The organism is Thermanaerosceptrum fracticalcis (assembly GCF_000746025.2).
Taxonomy (GTDB): Bacteria; Bacillota; Peptococcia; order DRI-13; family DRI-13; genus Thermanaerosceptrum; species Thermanaerosceptrum fracticalcis.
Genome location: NZ_CP045798.1, coordinates 1,465,839 through 1,483,120, shown reverse-complemented (window position 1 = coordinate 1,483,120; position 17,282 = coordinate 1,465,839). Strand labels below are relative to the sequence as shown.

Genomic DNA, 17,282 nt, shown 5'->3' with positions numbered 1-17,282 from the left:
AACAGGAAGTAGTCGTTAGAAAGGTGAGAACATATGGGCCAGGATAATATCTTAAGAGAGATATTTTTTGATGAGAACAAGCATTGGGAAAAGTTTGTTAATAAACACGAAGACAGAATACGTCCTGTTGTGATAAAGGAAATCAATAAATTTAATCGATGTGGACAAAAAGAAGCAGGATTTACTCTGTTCGCATGTCCGGTATGTGGAGAAATGAAAATAGTTCCTCACACGTGTAAGGGACGTTTTTGTACATCGTGCGCAACCGGATACACCCAAGAATGGAGTCGAGAAACCAGTAAAAGAATGTATCCGGTTCCTCATCGCCACATCATGTTTACAGTGGACGAACGTTTGTGGGAAATATTTACCCGTCATAGAGAACTCTTGAAAGATCTAATGGACCTGGCAGTAAAAATACTATTAGAATGGCTGAAGAAAAGAGGAAAAGTCAAATCCGGCGCCATGGTAGGAATACATACCTTTGGAGCAAGAATGAACTTCAATCCCCATGTACATATCCTAGTAACTGAAGGTGGTTTTGACGGAGCGGGGAAATGGGTTGTTAAAGACTTTATCCCATATGTAATGCTGAGGAAAAGGTGGCAGGCGGCAGTAATGGAGATGTTGAAGAAAAAACTGCCGGAACAAGAAGTTAAACGATATAAGAAGTTGTTTCAAAAGATATGGGATGATAACCCTGAAGGATTTGTAATCTATGGTCCGCCCAATAAAAAAGGACAAGGGTCAGTAGAAGCCCAAGTAGGATATATAGGGCGGTACATGAGAAGACCTGCCATGGCGTTAAGCAGAATTGTAGACTATGACGGGGAAAATGTAACCTTTAAATACTTTGATAAAACAGAGCAAAAAGAAAAACAAGAAACCATCACCGTAGAAGAATTCATATCACGGATAATAAGGCATATACCGGATGAGCAATTTAAAACAATCCGGTATTATGGAATTTACTCCAGAAGGAGTAAAAGATTGGCTGACAAATTAATGGAAGCATACCTGGGAAGGCAGAAAAGAAGGAAAAACGGCCAAAGAGGAAAGCAACGGATAGGCTGGAGAAATAAAATAGAAGAATTCACAGGAAAAGACCCGTTAGAATGTATGAGATGTAAAGAGATAATGGAATACAAGGGGAAAGTGTGTCTAAAATCAGGGATATTGAAAGTTGTTGATGCCGTAGATGACTTTGCTAAAAAAAGACTAAAGGAGTTGGCAGGAATAGATGAGCCCAGTAAGCAGAAAAAGAAAGAAACACGCAAAGAAAAAGCCGCCTAAAGTAGGCGGCAAGGCAACCATCAAATTTGTTTGTTTGCAGTGTAACATAGAAGAAGACATTCCGAAGGAAGTGGTGGATTACTGCGATATGATGGATGACGGAGATATTTCAGTTCCACCAAGGTTTAGTTGTGAGGTTTGTGGCGGTGAGATGCGCCCAAAAGAATACTTAGGTGTGCATGGTATTAAATATGAGTTATAGGAACCAAAGAGCGCGCGACCTTGGTCGCGCTTTTTTTAACGTATAGGAAAGTATAAAAATTTTTGTGGTTCTCAGCCCTTGTTAAGCAAGGGTTTTTTCAAACGTATAGGAAAGTATAAAAATTTTTGTGGTTCTCAGCCCTTGTTAAGCAAGGGTTTTTTCATTTTTTAACGAAAGCAGGAAGTAGTTGTTAGAAAGGTGAGAACATATGGGCCAGGATAATATCTTAAGAGAGATATTTTTTGATGAGAACAAGCATTGGGAAAAGTTTGTTAATAAATACGAAGACAGAATACGTCCTGTTGTGATAAAGGAAATCAATAAATTTAATCGATGTGGACAAAAAGAAGCAGGATTTACTCTGTTCGCATGTCCGGTATGTGGAGAAATGAAAATAGTTCCTCACACGTGTAAGGGACGTTTTTGTACATCGTGCGCAACCGGATACACCCAAGAATGGAGTCGAGAAACCAGTAAAAGAATGTATCCGGTTCCTCATCGCCACATCATGTTTACAGTGGACGAACGTTTGTGGGAAATATTTACCCGTCATAGAGAACTCTTGAAAGATCTAATGGACCTGGCAGTAAAAATACTATTAGAATGGCTGAAGAAAAGAGGAAAAGTCAAATCCGGCGCCATGGTAGGAATACATACCTTTGGAGCAAGAATGAACTTCAATCCCCATGTACATATCCTAGTAACTGAAGGTGGTTTTGACGGAGCGGGGAAATGGGTTGTTAAAGACTTTATCCCATATGTAATGCTGAGGAAAAGGTGGCAGGCGGCAGTAATGGAGATGTTGAAGAAAAAACTGCCGGAACAAGAAGTTAAACGATATAAGAAGTTGTTTCAAAAGATATGGGATGATAACCCTGAAGGATTTGTAATCTATGGTCCGCCCAATAAAAAAGGACAAGGGTCAGTAGAAGCCCAAGTAGGATATATAGGGCGGTACATGAGAAGACCTGCCATGGCGTTAAGCAGAATTGTAGACTATGACGGGGAAAATGTAACCTTTAAATACTTTGATAAAACAGAGCAAAAAGAAAAACAAGAAACCATCACCGTAGAAGAATTCATATCACGGATAATAAGGCATATACCGGATGAGCAATTTAAAACAATCCGGTATTATGGAATTTACTCCAGAAGGAGTAAAAGATTGGCTGACAAATTAATGGAAGCATACCTGGGAAGGCAGAAAAGAAGGAAAAACGGCCAAAGAGGAAAGCAACGGATAGGCTGGAGAAATAAAATAGAAGAATTCACAGGAAAAGACCCGTTAGAATGTATGAGATGTAAAGAGATAATGGAATACAAGGGGAAAGTGTGTCTAAAATCAGGGATATTGAAAGTTGTTGATGCCGTAGATGACTTTGCTAAAAAAAGACTAAAGGAGTTGGCAGGAATAGATGAGCCCAGTAAGCAGAAAAAGAAAGAAACACGCAAAGAAAAAGCCGCCTAAAGTAGGCGGCAAGGCAACCATCAAATTTGTTTGTTTGCAGTGTAACATAGAAGAAGACATTCCGAAGGAAGTGGTGGATTACTGCGATATGATGGATGACGGAGATATTTCAGTTCCACCAAGGTTTAGTTGTGAGGTTTGTGGCGGTGAGATGCGCCCAAAAGAATACTTAGGTGTGCATGGTATTAAATATGAGTTATAGGAACCAAAGAGCGCGCGACCTTGGTCGCGCTTTTTTTATTGTACAGGAAAGCAAGCTGTACTTTCCTGTACAAAAGTATAAATATAAATAGTCATAAAGGGTAAATTAGTAAGACAAGTACCATTCTGTTTTCCACTTACATAGAATAGGGTATAACCGAACACGCAAATAGTTTGGTTACAAGGAGACAGAAGGTATGCCCGGTTCATTGATTAACTTTAACATCGGGATCATTAAAGTTAATAGTATGTCTGGTTCTTCAAGTTTTGTAGTGGGGGATGCCGTTTTCCCGGGTACCCAGAGCCAAACCAAAAACTTCACGACCGGCGCCTTTAACACAGGCGATGCCGCTCCCATTAACTGCCCTAATGCACCATTCTTTAATGATCCCGACGTGATCGACACCTCCAGCCCCAGGCAGTTTACGGCCACTTAAACCAGCATATTTAAGTATCATACTCTTTTTCTATGCCCTATGAGGGCTATTTTTTGTGTTGTATCTAACGTTCTTTTTATTCCGCTAATTGATTAAATTATCATACTTGATGGCGTTATGCAGGAAATAGTGAGTTCATGAAGAAAATGACATGATATCAAGTACTGATATTCTCCCAGGGAATTTTTTATGATAGATCTTTTTCGGAGAAAAGTATATATACATTTAGAGAGTTACTAGTTCAGAAAGGAGGCCAAGCATGGCTAAAATTATGACTACTTTTCCGCTAAAAGAAAGACATTTGAAACTCATCATGGAACTGGGACAGCTGGAAGTGAAAGTTTTTCCGAATATTAAGGAGGCAAGCCCTTATCTGAAGAGCACTGAGATATTACTGACTTATGGCGAAGATTTAACACCTGAGATTCTTTCCGAAGCCACCAATCTCAAATGGATTCAGGTAATAAGCGCAGGGCTGGATAAAATGCCTTTTGCCTACTTAAAAACACGACCGGATATCCTGATCACCAACGCCAGGGGTATGCATGGCGGGCCTATGGCAGAGTTTACGATAGGGGCCATTCTTTTATTGGCCCGGAAAAATGTAGAAATCCTGGAGAATCAGAAGAAACATCTGTGGGACCGTTCAATCCGTGTGGAAGAAATTGCTGGCGCCACCTTAGGGATTGTGGGTGTAGGGAGTATTGGGCAAACCATAGCCAAAAGGGCAAAAGCCTTTGACATGAGGGTACTGGGACTTAATACGGATGGCCGGCCTGTAGACGGCGTAGATGTTATGTATGCGAGGAGCGGGCTCCATGATTTGTTGAGTCAAAGTGACTATGTGGTAGTAGTTACACCCCTTACCCATGCTACCCGGGATATGTTTGGACAGGCGGAATTTAGGGTCATGAAGCCCAGTGCCTATTTTATCAATATAGGAAGAGGAGAATTGGTCCAGGAGGAGGCTCTGCTTAAGGCTCTTCACGAGAAGTGGATTCGCGGCGCCTTGTTGGATGTTTTTCGGGAAGAGCCTTTACCCCCCGAAAGCCCTTTGTGGGATGCACCCAACTGTGTGATTATCCCTCATTTATCCGGACGCTCACCCAAGTATATTGAGCGAGCCATGGAGATTTTCCGCCATAACTTAAGTGTGTACCTGCGGAAACAGGGTGAGTTTATGAATGTCATCAACGTTCATAAAGGTTATTAGTGAGGGAAAGACTATTAGACAGTAAAATCATGGGGAGGAAAGGCATGAGACAATTTGCTGTCATTGGTCTAGGTCGTTTTGGCATGAGTGTGGCCCGTACTCTCCATGCCCTGGGCTATGACGTTCTGGCTGTTGATAGTAGTGAAGACTTGGTGCAAGAAGCTACCCAGTATGTTACTCATGCCGTTCAGGCCGATGCCCGGGATGAAGAGACCCTCCGTTCCCTGGGTATTCGTAATTTTGACCTGGTTGTCGTAGCCATTGGCGAAGATATTGAAGCCAATGTCCTGGTGACAGTCATATTGAAACAGTTAGGTGTAAAGTACGTCATTGCCAAGGCCCACAGCCCTTTGCACGGACAAGTTTTAGAGAAGATTGGTGCCGATAAAGTAGTTTACCCTGAACGGGATATGGCCTTACGCCTGGCTCACAACTTAACGACTTCCAATATCCTGGATTATATTGAACTGTCTCCCCAGTACAGCATTGTAGAATTAACCGCAAAAGAGAGATATCATCATAAGACCCTGGCTGAACTTAATCTCAGGGTAAAAGAGGGAATCTGGGTCCTGGCCGTGAAAAGGGATGGAACCCTTCATGCGGGGCCCGGGGGTGAGTTTCGTATCTTACCTGGCGATGAACTGATTCTTATCTGTCCTACAAATAAATTGGCAAGTTTATAATGTATGAAAAAAATCAGGTTTAACTACCTGGTTTTTTTATAACATTTTTACGAACGACAAATATCGACAATATTTAAGAAGGGAATTTCCGGGTCTTTGGCGAAAAAACTTTTTATGTTTGTATGTTGGGGGAGTGGAAATGGGAGATGGGGATACTATAGAACATAGAAAAAAAGGAAAAATGCAAATAGTTAATAATCAGGTGTTGCAGTACAAATCAGTGGAAGAGGGATTTCAGCAGTCCTTATCTCTCCTGAGGGCTACTCTGGAATCGACAGCAGATGGTATTTTGGTAGTAGACCGGAATAGGAAAATTGTTAGCTTTAACCAAAAGTTTCTAGATATGTGGCAAGTTCCGGAGTATTTAGTGAAAGATTTTCCTGATAACACGCAGTTATTAGCCTATGTTTCTAAGCAGTTAAAAGACCCTGATGCTTTTTACAAAAAAGTGATGGACATGTATCAGCAACCCGAAATAATCTGTTTTGATCTCCTGGAACGTAAAGACGGTAGAGTATACGAAAGATATTCCATACCACAACGGATTGGTGAAGAGATTGTGGGGAGGGTCTGGAGTTTTCGGGATGTTACTGAACAAAAAAAAGTGGAGAGGGCTTTGCGGGAAAGTGAAGAACGTTACCGGGAGCTGGTGGAATATTCTCCTGATTCTATAGTTATACATTGTGAAGGAAGGATTGTCTTTGCTAATTCGGCAGCTTTGAAGCTCCTGGGGGCCGGGGCCATGGACGATATCTACGGTAAACCTGTCCTCGATTTTATCCATGAGGATTATAAAAAACTAGTACTGCAACGTATCGGGGAAGTAGAACAAGGTAAGGTAGTTCCTATTCTTGAGGAAAAGTTAATTCGCCTCGATGGAAAAGTGTTAGACTGTGAGATCCTGATTACACCTTTTCAACATCAAGGTAAACCTGCAGTATTGGTAATAGTACGTGATATTACAGAACAAAAACAAATGGAACAAGAACTCTTAAAAGCCGACAGGCTGGAAGCCCTTCGTCTCCTGGCAGGGGGGATTGCCCATGATTTTAATAACATCCTCACAATAATTTTGGGCAATATCTCCCTGGCCAAGATTTCCGTGAGGTCAAATGAAAAAATATATAGGAAACTGGAGGAAATAAAGAAAGCGACACTGCAGGCCAAAGAACTTACCCAGCAGCTTCTAACTTTGGCTAAAGGGGGAGCGCCTGTGAAAAAGACGGTATCTTTAGGGGATTTTCTTAGAGAGACCGTTGTCTTTGCGCTGCGCGGCTCCAATGTCTTAGCGGAATTTACCCTGCCCGATGACCTGTGGCTGGTGGAGATAGATGAGAATCAAATGAGCCAGGTGATTTATAATCTAGTAATTAACGCTGTGCAGGCTATGCCTTCCGGTGGTGTTATCCAGGTCAAAACGGAGAATATCTCCCATGGCAGGGAGGAGACAGCGGCGGTAGGTATATCCCTTTGCCAGAGAAATTATGTAAAAATCTCTATTGAAGACCAGGGTATTGGCATAGGCAGGGAATACCTGCACAAGATCTTTGACCCATATTTTACAACCAAACAAAAAGGAAGTGGCCTCGGGCTGGCAACTTCTTACTCTATTATTAAAAAACACGAGGGACACATTAGTGTCGAATCTGAAGTTGGCCGGGGGACGACGTTTCACATATACTTGCCGGCATCTTTGGGGAAAAATGCGAACCCTGAGATGGAAGAAGAAGAACTGCTACTGGGAAAAGGTACAGTTCTGGTTATGGAAGATGACCCCGCCATTGTGAACATTGCGGCGGAGATGCTTCAACTGCTGGGCTATGAGGCCAGGTTTGCCGGTAACGGCAGGGAAGCTTTAGCCATGTTCCAGGAAGCCAAAGAAGCGGGGACACCATTTGCCTGTGTGATTATGGATTTAACCATCCGGGGAGGTATGGGAGGAAGAGATGTGATTGAAAAAATACGTCAAATTGATCCTACCATCAAAGCCATAGTTGCCAGTGGTTATAGCAACGATCCTGTTCTGGCTGATCATAAACGATACGGCTTTCATGGTGTTGTTGCCAAGCCCTATGAAGTAAAAACCCTGGGTAAAGTCCTGCAAAAAGTGCTGAATGAGGAACCATTTTGACTAAATGTTAGATTAATACCTGAAAAGTGTCCGTTTTTTCTAATAAAAACCTTCCACCGGAGAAGGAATTTAGCTAAATTTGTCAAATGTAGTAATTATTAATTTTTTAAATTATTTGGGACGGTAGTATAAAAATAAGAATTGGAAGGAGTCGATAAGGTGTTCAACGTAAAACTTCGTACAAGACTGCTGGGCCTTATTTTGTTTTTCGCCCTTGTATTAGGTTTTATCGGTTTTCAGGTGATGACGGAACTTAAAAAGATTGATGATTCAGTAACGGTGTTGTACGAAAAATCAGTATCTGGACTTGTCGCCCTTAGTGATAGTAAGTCATCTCTCCAGGAGATGAGCCGTGCGGCATTGATGTATATCCTGTCCCAGGACGACGGGCAGCGGGAAGCTATGGAGAAACTAATCAGTCAACAGGAAAATGCCGTATATCAGGCCATTGCCAATTTTGAAAAAGTAGCTTCTGATGATGTACAAAAAATAAATATCGACCAAATTAAAAAGAGGCTTGTAGATTATTCTACTACGGTGGAAATAATTAAGGCAAAAAGTAAAAAGGGTGAATTCAACAATGATTATCTGAATGAGCTCACCCAAAAACAGATTTCTGTTTTCCAGAATATCCAAACTCTGCAGAATTATCAGCAGAAGTTAAGTTTAACCAAGTATGAGGAGAGCCATGATGCCTATAACAAGGCACATAATTTCCTCCTGATTATCATATCCGTCAGTATCCTCCTGGCTTTTGTCTTTGGTATCGCCATCTACCGTTCTATTATGAAACCTCTCTGGGAATTAACCAGAATCGCAAAAGGTTTGGAGGAAGGGGATTTAAGGTCGGAAGTAAAATACACGGCGAAAAACGAGATTGGTCAGGCTATGGCTGCTTTTGCCTCCGCCACGCGCAATTTACGGCAGTTGATTGTGCAGATTGATGAGACGGCCCAGGGAGTGGCCCAGGCCAGCACTGAACTTTCTTCTGCTGCTGAACAAACTGGCGAAGGGGCTAATCAGGTAGCCGTTACGGTGGAAAACCTGGCCAGAGCCACAGAGGCCCAAATGATGCAGACGGAAAGCGTGAAAAAGGCTGTGGAGGCCATGATTGAGGCAGTTAATAAAATCAACGAAAGTTATCAAAGAGCCCAGGCTGATACAGACTTAACCAGCCGGTTGGCAGGTGATGGACAGAATTATATCGACCGGGCTGTGGCTCAAATGGAGCAGATTAAAAATTCTTCCTACGCTATGGGGGATAAGGTTAAGGGCTTAGGCGCCTTATCAAAGCAAATCGGGGAGATTGTGGATATTATCAGTGCCATTGCCGAACAGACAAACCTGCTGGCCTTAAATGCTGCTATTGAGGCGGCCAGGGCTGGTGAACACGGCAGGGGCTTTGCCGTAGTGGCGGAAGAAGTGCGTAAACTGGCTGAACAATCCGGCCAGTCGGCCCAGGAAATAGCCGCTTTGATTACGGGCATCCAAAAAGGTGTGGAGGAGGCCATAGTGGTTATGGAGCGGGGCGCTAACGAAGTAAATGCCGGCACCCAGAGCATCGAAATCAGCGGCAAGTCCTTCAAGGAGATAATGAAATCAATTGACCATCTGAAGGCAGCAATGAGCGAGGTTGGTTTGTCTGCACAGCAGATTTATCAAAAAAGCAATGAGGTACAAAAGAGCATTGCTGTAACCATTCAAGAGTTTGAGAATACGGCCGCTCATACAGAGGAAGTCTCCGCTACTGCTGAAGAACAGGCAGCGGCCATGGAACAAATGATAGCTTCCACCTCCACGCTCAGCAACCTGGCGGAAGAGCTGAAGTCTTCGGTCCGCAAATTTAAAATATAGAAAAAAACAAAGAACCCAGAAGCTAGATGGCTTCTGGGTTCTTTACTTTATTATTCGTTATCTTTGTCTCATTATATCAGCATAGCTGATATTGCGGGTGTGTATGGTATGGGACCAGGACACCCGGGTTTTGCTGAAGAAACTAATGAACACGATAGGTATCCAGCTGTAGACAAAGGCGGGATAATGGAAGAATACCCATTTAACGATGCGCTTGGGCAGATTATCGAGCCAAATGACTAAGAAGGGGTAGATAATCTGCAATGTGCTCACAAGTTCCCATAAGAGGGGAGGCCAGATGTATTTAAAGATAGAGGTGTAGATGTCTACAAAGAAACTATCGATGAGACCCAGGACAGAAAAAATACCCATGCATATGACGAGAAGTGGCTGGAGAATTACCATGGCGGCATCGAGGAGGACGAGGTCTCTCTTTTTTATTCCTTCTTTAATAAACTCTAAACTGTAAGTACGGAATAATTCTACGTGACCTAAGGCCCAACGCTTCCGCTGGTTCCATGCTTGTTTGAAGGTAAGCGGTTTTTCATCGTACACAACAGCCTCATGGGCCCAGGTGGTCTTATGACCCAGGAGCAGGGCTTTTAAACTGAATTCCAGGTCCTCTGTCAGGGAGGTTGCTCCCCAACCGATTTCTTTCAAGACATCGACAGAAATGGCCATACCCGTGCCACCGAGGTAATTGGAGAGGCCTAAATTATATCTGGCTAACTGGAGCATCCTGTTAGCAACCCAGAAGGCCATGGCAAAAGCAGCGGATACCCAGGTATCATGGGGATTTTTTGCATCAATGTATCCCTGGACGATTTTTGCCCCATCGCAAAGCCTGTTGTTCATGTGATTAAGGAACTGTGGATCAACCAGGTTGTCCGCATCAAACACCACTACGGCGTCGTATTTTTTAGGCATATTAAAAAGTTTGGCGAAGAACCATTCCAGGGCATAGCCTTTACCCCGCAGGGTGGTGTCAAAGCGTTCAAAAACCGTGGCTCCGCGGTTTCGTGCAGCGGCGGCGGTACCATCGTTAGAATTATCAGCAATGACAAATACGTCATAAAGTTCTTTGGGATAAGTAAGAGCCATTAAGTTATCAACGAGAGGGCCGATGACCGTTTCTTCATTATGGGCCGGTACAACCAGGGCAAATCGTTTCTGGGGTGCATGTACTTTAGGTGTACGAAATTGGGCCAGGCCGGACATACCAAGTATGAAGAAATATACGGCCACCAGTGATAAGATTACCTGTGCCGGTATCATAATTACATCCAAGGGTAGAGAAAAGAGTTCATTAGTGTCCACTGGATTTCTCCTCCAAATTAAAATTCACAAACATTGTTACCACAACAATCTTACATTAGTATTAATACCCAAAGACAACCGTTTTATTAGCCAATTTTAGCCCAATTTTGCCGGGTTAAGGCAATTTGAGAAAATTACTTTCCAAAACATAGCATTACCTAATCTTAGAACAATTTACGTGGTTTTTTTCGAAAACCTAACGCTTTATTAGACGAAGAAAGCTTCTTTTTGTTCCCCAAGGTTTTTTGGGGGGCCTGCATGATTATAGCATATTTTCCAGGAAGATTACAGCTATTTTCTTATTAATACATATTGTCAATAGGTAAAATAATGTTAATATTTTCCACAAACTTTTTTCATAGACTGTATTGACAAAAAAACAAAGCCAGTGTAATCTACTATACAACTGTTGCAAAACACAACTGAATATCTCTTATCCAGAGAGGTGGAGGGACTGGCCCGATGAAACCCAGCAACGGGCCTCACGGCAAGACCGGAGGCGCTGTGCTAATTCCTGCAAGATTAATTTCTTGACAGATAAGAGCGCGAGTTAGTATATTAATTCCCTCTTTATCTGTGGTGATGAGGAGGGATTTATTTTTTTACCAGTAGAGTTTAACCAACTAGTTTACGCTTAGTTTTTTAAGAATCACACCAACATAAAACACAAGGAGGGACATGATGAAAAAACATATTTTTATTATTGCGATCATTCTATTGCTTGTTGTTGCTGTTACCGGCTGTGGCAGCAAGAAAACCACCCCCGAGGCACCCGCTAAATTGAAAGTCGGTGTTACGGCGGGTCCCCATGAACAGATTATGAATAAAGTGAAAGAACTGGCCAAGAAGGAAGGATTGGATATTGAGGTTGTGGTGTTTAATGAATATGTTCAGCCCAACATACAGCTGGCGGAAAAGGTCCTTGACCTCAACAGCTTTCAACATGGCCCTTATTTAGAGAACTTTATAAAAGAAAGAGGCCTAAAATTAGTTAAATTGGCAGATACGGTTACTTTTCCTATGGGCATTTACTCGCAAAAAATAAAAAATGTGAATGAACTGAAAGCAGGAGATAAAGTGGGTCTTCCCAATGATCCTACTAACGAAGCCAGGGCTCTGCAGCTTTTTGAGAAAGCGAATCTTATCAAATTAAAAGAGGGAGTAGGAAACAAAGCAACGGTCAGAGATATTGTGGAAAATCCTAAAAACTTAGTGTTTGTAGAATTGGAAGCTCCTATCATTTTGAGAACTCTTCCTGATTTGGCTGCTGCTGCCATTAATACTAATTTTATTATCCAGGCAGGTAAATCACCTGTACAGGATTCCATCTTCATTGAACCAAAAGATTCACCATGGGTAAATATCATTGCTGTTCGTCAGGGAGAGGAAAACAATCCATTATATCAAAAGTTCGTAAAAATTTATCGTTCTGAAGAAGTAAAACAGTTTATTAATGAAAAACTTAAAGATTCCGTGGTTCCTTCCTGGTAAACAGGAGATATGGTACTCACCCTCCCCCCTTTCCTGAACCCCTCATTTAGAATTAGCCGGGTACGGGAAAGGGGATAGGGATGGAGTAAGGGAGAGAGAAAATGATCAAGCTAACGAACTTATCTAAGACTTATAGGAATAACGGTAAAGAAGTAAAAGCTTTACAGGACATTAATCTTCACGTTCCAAAAGGCGAGATTTTCGGTGTCATTGGTTACAGTGGCGCCGGAAAAAGTTCCCTGATCCGTTGTGTCAATATGCTGGAGGTACCCGATGCAGGATCAGTTTCTGTTAATGGCGTAGAGATGACTCAATTAAAAGGACACAAGTTACGCCAGGCCCGGCGGAAAATTGGCATGATCTTCCAGCACTTTAACCTGCTGCAGTCGGCCAATGTCCTGGAAAATGTGGCCGTACCCCTCCAGCTAGGTGGGATAAAGAAACATGAAGCAGAGAAAAAGGTAAGACACCTCCTGGAGGTAGTGGGATTAAGTGAAAAAGCAGAAAGTTATCCCCAGCAGCTTTCCGGGGGACAGAAGCAAAGGGTGGCCATTGCCCGGGCTTTAGCCAGTGATATAGATATCTTGCTTTGTGATGAGGCTACTTCAGCCCTGGATCCCCAGACAACGGATTCTATCTTAGACCTCTTGCTGGATATTAATCGTAAGTTTGGCATCACCATACTCCTGATTACCCATGAGATGCACGTGATTAAAAAGATATGTGATAGGGTGGCCGTTTTGGAACAGGGGAAAATCATAGAGGAAAATAGTGTGATTAATCTATTTACTAATCCCCAGACTGAAACCACCAGGCGTTTCATTAAAAACATTATTGATGACGATTTGCCGCAAAGCATCTGGGAGAAGCTGCGCCAGGAAAAAAGAGAGCCTGGTGTGGTATTGAGGCTTACTTTTGTAGGCTGTACAACAGCCCAGCCTATGCTGGCCCAGCTGGCTAAAGAGTACACCCTGTGGCCCAATATTCTCTATGGTAATATTACCCAAGTTAAAGATCGTACTTTGGGTAGATTAATTGTGGAATTACAAGGAGACAATTCCTTTGTTCAAAAGGGAATAGGGTTTCTTCAGGAAAAAGGGGTAAAAACGGAGGTGATGGAACATGTCCGGTAGTGGCGGAATCTTCCTCTGGTTAAGCCAGCGGGGGGCTGAGGTAGCGCCGATCCTGGGAAAAGCAACGGTGGAAACACTTTTAATGGTCTTGATAACTCTTGTTTTGGCAACTTTAGTAGGAGTACCTCTTGGTATTATCCTTGTAATAACCAGACCCGGACATATCCTGGCCAGTCCCAGGGTATATCAGGGTTTGAACATAATGATCAATTTAATACGGGCTATTCCTTTTATTATCCTGATGGTTGCTTTATTGCCCCTGAGCCGGCAGATTGTGGGAACTACTATTGGGGTAAAGGGAGCCATTGTTCCTCTAACTATTTTTACCATACCTTTTATCGGCAGAGTGGTAGAATCTACCCTCTTGGAAGTTGATCCCGGCCTGATTGAGGCTTTTCAGGCCATGGGGGCCACTCCTTTCCAGATTATACACAGGGTTCTGATTAAAGAATCCAAATCGGGATTGATTCTGGCCCTGACTATTGCCGCTATCAGTCTCATCGGTGCCTCGGCCATGGCCGGTATTGTAGGTGCCGGTGGACTGGGGGACCTGGCTATCCGTTTTGGTTATGTGCGCTATGAACTGGATGTCATGATCATTACCATCATCGTCCTGATTATTCTGGTCCAGGGAGTGCAATCCCTGGGTAACCGTCTGGCTGCCAGCCTAAAGAAGAGATAAAAATATGTATTCGCTTTAAAATTTTCATAAAAACCACCCATGCCTAGAAGGCACAACCAATTATGAAAATATGTAGAAGTGATTACAATGGTCTAATTTTCTGCTACATTGGAATTATCAGGGACAAAGGTTGATTATATTTTGATGGTATAACCTCGACTAAAAACCTAACCTGATTGCCTTTGAGCACAGCCAATTGTCGCCCCTTGTTTTTAAGGACTTGGGAACAGCACGGGTACTAAACTCCATATTTTCTCGGGCAATCATCCCTGAAATCCATTGGAGCAGGAGTGAGTCGTATGCAAGACATTCTGGAAATTTGTTGTGGTCTTGATGTCCACAAGGAAACTGTTGTCGCCTGCTTATTAAAAGGCAATGTTGACGGGGAACCAGTTAAAACCATCCGCACTTTTTCCACCCTTCTTGCTGGACTTGATGAACTAAAAGCCTGGCTGGAAGAGGAAAACTGCCGGAATGTGGCTATGGAAAGTACTGGTGTTTATTGGCAGCCTGTATATAACGTACTGGAAGAAGCCTTTGACGGCAGTATGGTTTTGATTGTTACCAACGCCCGGCACATGAAGAATGTTCCTGGCAAAAAGACCGACATGAAGGACGCTGAATGGATAGCCACTCTCTTGCGTGCCGGATTGTTAGAAGGAAGTTTTATCCCCTCGAAACCTATCCGGGAACTCCGTAATCTGACCCGGTACCGTAAAAGCATCGTCGAGGAAATTACTTCCCAGAAAAATCGGATTGAAAAGCACTTACAAAGCTGCGGCTTTAAGCTGTCAACATTTCTTACCGATATATTCGGCGTATCAGGCCGAGCAATTATAGATCACCTTTGCTGCTACGGGAAGATATCTGCCCGCGAAGTAGAAACATTTGTAAAGGGGCGCGCTAAGAGCAAGCTCCATGAGATCAAACAGGCTGTCAATGGTAAAATGGATGTTCACCAAAGGGAGTTCCTCAAGCTTTTGCTAGGGTGGCTGGATCAGCACTACGAGCATCTTCACCAGGTAGAGCAAAAGCTTGAGGAAAAACTCAAGCAATATCAAAGACAACTGGAGCAACTGGACGGCATCCCGGGGATTGACAAAACCGCCGCTGCTGCAATCTTGGCGGAAATCGGCATTGATATGAGCCGATTCAAAACCGCGGAACATATCTGTTCCTGGGCGGGCTTAAGTCCTGGTAATAATGAAAGTGCAGGAAAAAAAAGTCCACCCGTACCACCCATGGCAACACCTATCTAAAACGAATCCTTTGCGAAATTGCCTGGTGCATCACCCGAATACGCGATAGCTATTTATCGTCTTGGTACTGGAAGATAAAACAACGCCGCGGGGCCAAGAAAGCTCTCATTGCATTAGCCAGAAAGCTCCTCGTGATCATTTACAACTTATTGAAGAAAGATGTTGACTACGACGAGACATCCTTTGAAAAAGCTAAACAAAAACAGGAAAAATTCCGTGTAAAAAGAATTATTGCCGAAGCTAAAAAACTCGGTCTGGAGGTGAGAGAAGTCCAGTAAGCTGTCTAACAGTTATATCCTCCAGAAGGATTAATCCGTCAGATGCATGAACTTGCATCTGCTAGTTCGTTATTGTCTTTTTTGCCTTACAAGCATATTGATTATTTGATAGGGTTATTTTCGTACTAACTTAACAGTTACTACACACTTGGTTAAAGTTTTTTGCATATACTAAAGATGACAGTAAGGTTAAAACATCAGGTGCGGGTCGGGTAAGACCTAGCTGGCTTACACTTGATCCCGCACCTGTTGATATAAACTTTTCTTCATCAAACCCTCCCCAATTTTACCCAGTAGATATATCGTGTCGTGGATAACCGGAGCTTTCTCCGGTTTTTTCTTTAATGAAAAGTCCCCGGGAAATTATCCCGGTGCCTGAAATATTTTTGCTCTCTTTTTCGTCTACATTATTTAGGATTGGTTTCTATGCCAGCAGAGGAGGTTATCGCAATAGACCACATTGATTTTCCCCGTGTTGACCAGGTAACTCAGCAAGGCCTGGAGGCTGGCCTGCATCAGGTAGAAGGAGGAGGGATTGTTAATGGTTATATTTTTCTCCCGGAGTATTTTCCCCAGCAGTTCTGTTGTGGTGTGCGGCTCTTTAAGGTGGCCCAGTACCATGTCCAGTAATTCCTCCAGGAATTTTTTGTTGACAAGCGTTAATTCTACCGGGTTTTCAACCACACTGCCATGGGAGGGAACGTAAAAGTCATAAGAACTCTCAGAGAGTTTGCCCAGAGTATGTAAGACAGCCCCTATGTCCACGAAATAAGGGAGGCCATGTTTAGCCAGTATTTCCGGGGCGAAAAGGGCATCGGCCAGGTATAAAGTTCCTTCATAAGCGATCCCTATTTGTCCGGGAGTGTGGCCGGGTAGAGGGATAACATCAACAGCAAAACCCAGGAGGTCTTGCTTACCTGGTTCCAGGCAGATATCAACAGAGCAAGGAGGGGCCTGGAGAAATTTATTTTCCATAGTCTTTAAAGGGGTGGCCCCTCCGAACAGGTAAAAGGGTTCCAGATGAGGATGTTCTATGAAAGGTTTCTCTTGAAAAGAGCTTATAACCGGTATGTTTAAACTGTTTTTTATGTAAGCTGCACCTCCCGTGTGGTCAGCATGGGCATGAGTCAAAATAAGACCCGACAGCTTCAAATTCTTTTCATTAATCAGTTTTAGAACTTTCTTAGCTACACTTACCTCAATTCCGGCATCAATCAAGATTGACTTTTCTCCACTGCAGATTAATCCTAAATTTACTCCCGCATCGATATAGGCCGTTTCCTTTGACAAAAAGTGTATGTCCATTAACAAATCCCCTTTTATTTTAATTTGGTAGAAATAATTATATAATAGATAATCAGTAAAACAAATTCATACTGCAATTATTGATAAGCCTTTGGTGTTTCTAGATAACGCTATTAGGAGGAATGCAAAATGGCAGAGAAAAAATTATACCGGTCCCATACTAAAAAAATGCTGGGTGGTGTATGTGGCGGTTTGGCAGAATATTTTAACATCGACGTAACCCTCATTCGTCTTTTATGGGCTGCCGCTGTTTTCATGATGGGAACAGGAGTACTGTTCTATATTCTATGCTGGATCATTATTCCCGAGGAGCCCTTTTATACTATAAGTTAGTT

General features: G+C 42.8%; 15 protein-coding genes, 1 pseudogene and 1 riboswitch. Of the genes and pseudogenes, 14 read left to right on the top strand and 2 right to left on the bottom strand.

Annotated elements, in window-relative coordinates; all coding sequences use genetic code 11:
- Positions 1-33 precede the first annotated feature (33 nt).
- From BR63_RS07740 to BR63_RS07700, 9 genes are all read left to right on the top strand, one after another.
- On the top strand, positions 34-1,293 hold the full coding sequence (locus tag BR63_RS07740; RefSeq protein WP_187142854.1) for an IS91 family transposase: 1,260 nt from the start codon (positions 34-36) through the stop codon (positions 1,291-1,293).
- The gene (locus tag BR63_RS07735; protein ID WP_243269976.1) at positions 1,241-1,495 is read left to right on the top strand and encodes a hypothetical protein; all 255 of its coding nucleotides are present in this window, start codon (positions 1,241-1,243) and stop codon (positions 1,493-1,495) included. The genes BR63_RS07740 and BR63_RS07735 overlap by 53 nt, the downstream gene beginning before the upstream one ends.
- Before the next feature lie 208 nt (positions 1,496-1,703).
- Positions 1,704-2,963: an IS91 family transposase gene (locus tag BR63_RS07730; protein ID WP_187142658.1), complete on the top strand. Its 1,260-nt coding sequence runs from the start codon at positions 1,704-1,706 to the stop codon at positions 2,961-2,963.
- Positions 2,911-3,165: a hypothetical protein gene (locus BR63_RS07725; RefSeq protein ID WP_243269976.1), complete on the top strand. Its 255-nt coding sequence runs from the start codon at positions 2,911-2,913 to the stop codon at positions 3,163-3,165. Before BR63_RS07730 ends, BR63_RS07725 begins: the two co-directional genes overlap by 53 nt.
- A gap of 196 nt (positions 3,166-3,361) precedes the next feature.
- Positions 3,362-3,601 (top strand): spore germination protein, encoded by a 240-nt coding sequence (locus BR63_RS07720; RefSeq protein WP_034425710.1) that lies wholly within the window; start codon positions 3,362-3,364, stop codon positions 3,599-3,601.
- A 259-nt stretch (positions 3,602-3,860) separates the two neighbouring features.
- Positions 3,861-4,814 (top strand): D-2-hydroxyacid dehydrogenase, encoded by a 954-nt coding sequence (locus tag BR63_RS07715; protein ID WP_034425708.1) that lies wholly within the window; start codon positions 3,861-3,863, stop codon positions 4,812-4,814.
- A gap of 44 nt (positions 4,815-4,858) precedes the next feature.
- Positions 4,859-5,497 carry a potassium channel family protein gene (locus tag BR63_RS07710; RefSeq protein ID WP_034425706.1) on the top strand — a complete coding sequence of 213 codons (639 nt, stop codon included), beginning with the start codon at positions 4,859-4,861 and terminating at the stop codon, positions 5,495-5,497.
- 139 nt (positions 5,498-5,636) lie between these two features.
- Positions 5,637-7,628 carry a PAS domain-containing hybrid sensor histidine kinase/response regulator gene (locus BR63_RS07705; protein WP_051966259.1) on the top strand — a complete coding sequence of 664 codons (1,992 nt, stop codon included), beginning with the start codon at positions 5,637-5,639 and terminating at the stop codon, positions 7,626-7,628.
- Positions 7,629-7,787: 159 nt separating this feature from the next.
- Complete coding sequence (locus tag BR63_RS07700; RefSeq protein WP_051966257.1) at positions 7,788-9,482, top strand: methyl-accepting chemotaxis protein; 1,695 nt, start codon at positions 7,788-7,790, stop codon at positions 9,480-9,482.
- Positions 9,483-9,539: 57 nt separating this feature from the next.
- Here the strand turns inward: BR63_RS07700 and BR63_RS07695 are convergent, their stop codons facing one another.
- The gene (locus BR63_RS07695) at positions 9,540-10,799 is read right to left on the bottom strand and encodes a glycosyltransferase family 2 protein (RefSeq protein ID WP_338056032.1); all 1,260 of its coding nucleotides are present in this window, start codon (positions 10,797-10,799) and stop codon (positions 9,540-9,542) included.
- Between the two features lie 430 nt (positions 10,800-11,229).
- Positions 11,230-11,343, top strand: a riboswitch (SAM riboswitch).
- A 134-nt stretch (positions 11,344-11,477) separates the two neighbouring features.
- Here BR63_RS07695 and BR63_RS07690 point away from each other — a divergent pair.
- The 4 genes and pseudogenes from BR63_RS07690 to BR63_RS07675 all read left to right on the top strand — a co-directional run bounded on the left by BR63_RS07690 (position 11,478) and on the right by BR63_RS07675 (position 15,642).
- Positions 11,478-12,290, top strand: a complete 813-nt coding sequence (locus BR63_RS07690; protein ID WP_207724777.1) for a MetQ/NlpA family ABC transporter substrate-binding protein — start codon at positions 11,478-11,480, stop codon at positions 12,288-12,290.
- Between the two features lie 101 nt (positions 12,291-12,391).
- Entirely contained in the window at positions 12,392-13,423 is a 1,032-nt protein-coding gene (locus BR63_RS07685; RefSeq protein WP_034425699.1) for a methionine ABC transporter ATP-binding protein, read from the top strand.
- Positions 13,413-14,105, top strand: a complete 693-nt coding sequence (locus BR63_RS07680; protein WP_051966255.1) for a methionine ABC transporter permease — start codon at positions 13,413-13,415, stop codon at positions 14,103-14,105. Before BR63_RS07685 ends, BR63_RS07680 begins: the two co-directional genes overlap by 11 nt.
- Before the next feature lie 299 nt (positions 14,106-14,404).
- Positions 14,405-15,642: pseudogene (locus BR63_RS07675) on the top strand (IS110 family RNA-guided transposase).
- Between the two features lie 411 nt (positions 15,643-16,053).
- Here the strand turns inward: BR63_RS07675 and BR63_RS07670 are convergent.
- Positions 16,054-16,947, bottom strand: a complete 894-nt coding sequence (locus tag BR63_RS07670; protein WP_034422372.1) for an MBL fold metallo-hydrolase — start codon at positions 16,945-16,947, stop codon at positions 16,054-16,056.
- A gap of 129 nt (positions 16,948-17,076) precedes the next feature.
- Here BR63_RS07670 and BR63_RS07665 point away from each other — a divergent pair, with 129 nt between their 5' ends.
- Positions 17,077-17,280 (top strand): PspC domain-containing protein, encoded by a 204-nt coding sequence (locus BR63_RS07665; RefSeq protein WP_034422375.1) that lies wholly within the window; start codon positions 17,077-17,079, stop codon positions 17,278-17,280.
- Positions 17,281-17,282: the final 2 nt, after the last annotated feature.

Bases quoted from the DNA above. Each gene is read 5' to 3' on its own strand.
- BR63_RS07740 (WP_187142854.1), top strand. From the start codon at position 34: ATGGGCCAGGATAATATCTTAAGAGAGATATTTTTTGATGAGAACAAG.
- BR63_RS07735 (WP_243269976.1), top strand. From the start codon at position 1,241: ATGAGCCCAGTAAGCAGAAAAAGAAAGAAACACGCAAAGAAAAAGCCG.
- BR63_RS07730 (WP_187142658.1), top strand. From the start codon at position 1,704: ATGGGCCAGGATAATATCTTAAGAGAGATATTTTTTGATGAGAACAAG.
- BR63_RS07725 (WP_243269976.1), top strand. From the start codon at position 2,911: ATGAGCCCAGTAAGCAGAAAAAGAAAGAAACACGCAAAGAAAAAGCCG.
- BR63_RS07720 (WP_034425710.1), top strand. From the start codon at position 3,362: ATGCCCGGTTCATTGATTAACTTTAACATCGGGATCATTAAAGTTAAT.
- BR63_RS07715 (WP_034425708.1), top strand. From the start codon at position 3,861: ATGGCTAAAATTATGACTACTTTTCCGCTAAAAGAAAGACATTTGAAA.
- BR63_RS07710 (WP_034425706.1), top strand. From the start codon at position 4,859: ATGAGACAATTTGCTGTCATTGGTCTAGGTCGTTTTGGCATGAGTGTG.
- BR63_RS07705 (WP_051966259.1), top strand. From the start codon at position 5,637: ATGGGAGATGGGGATACTATAGAACATAGAAAAAAAGGAAAAATGCAA.
- BR63_RS07690 (WP_207724777.1), top strand. From the start codon at position 11,478: ATGATGAAAAAACATATTTTTATTATTGCGATCATTCTATTGCTTGTT.
- BR63_RS07685 (WP_034425699.1), top strand. From the start codon at position 12,392: ATGATCAAGCTAACGAACTTATCTAAGACTTATAGGAATAACGGTAAA.
- BR63_RS07680 (WP_051966255.1), top strand. From the start codon at position 13,413: ATGTCCGGTAGTGGCGGAATCTTCCTCTGGTTAAGCCAGCGGGGGGCT.
- BR63_RS07670 (WP_034422372.1), bottom strand. From the start codon at position 16,947: ATGGACATACACTTTTTGTCAAAGGAAACGGCCTATATCGATGCGGGA.
- BR63_RS07665 (WP_034422375.1), top strand. From the start codon at position 17,077: ATGGCAGAGAAAAAATTATACCGGTCCCATACTAAAAAAATGCTGGGT.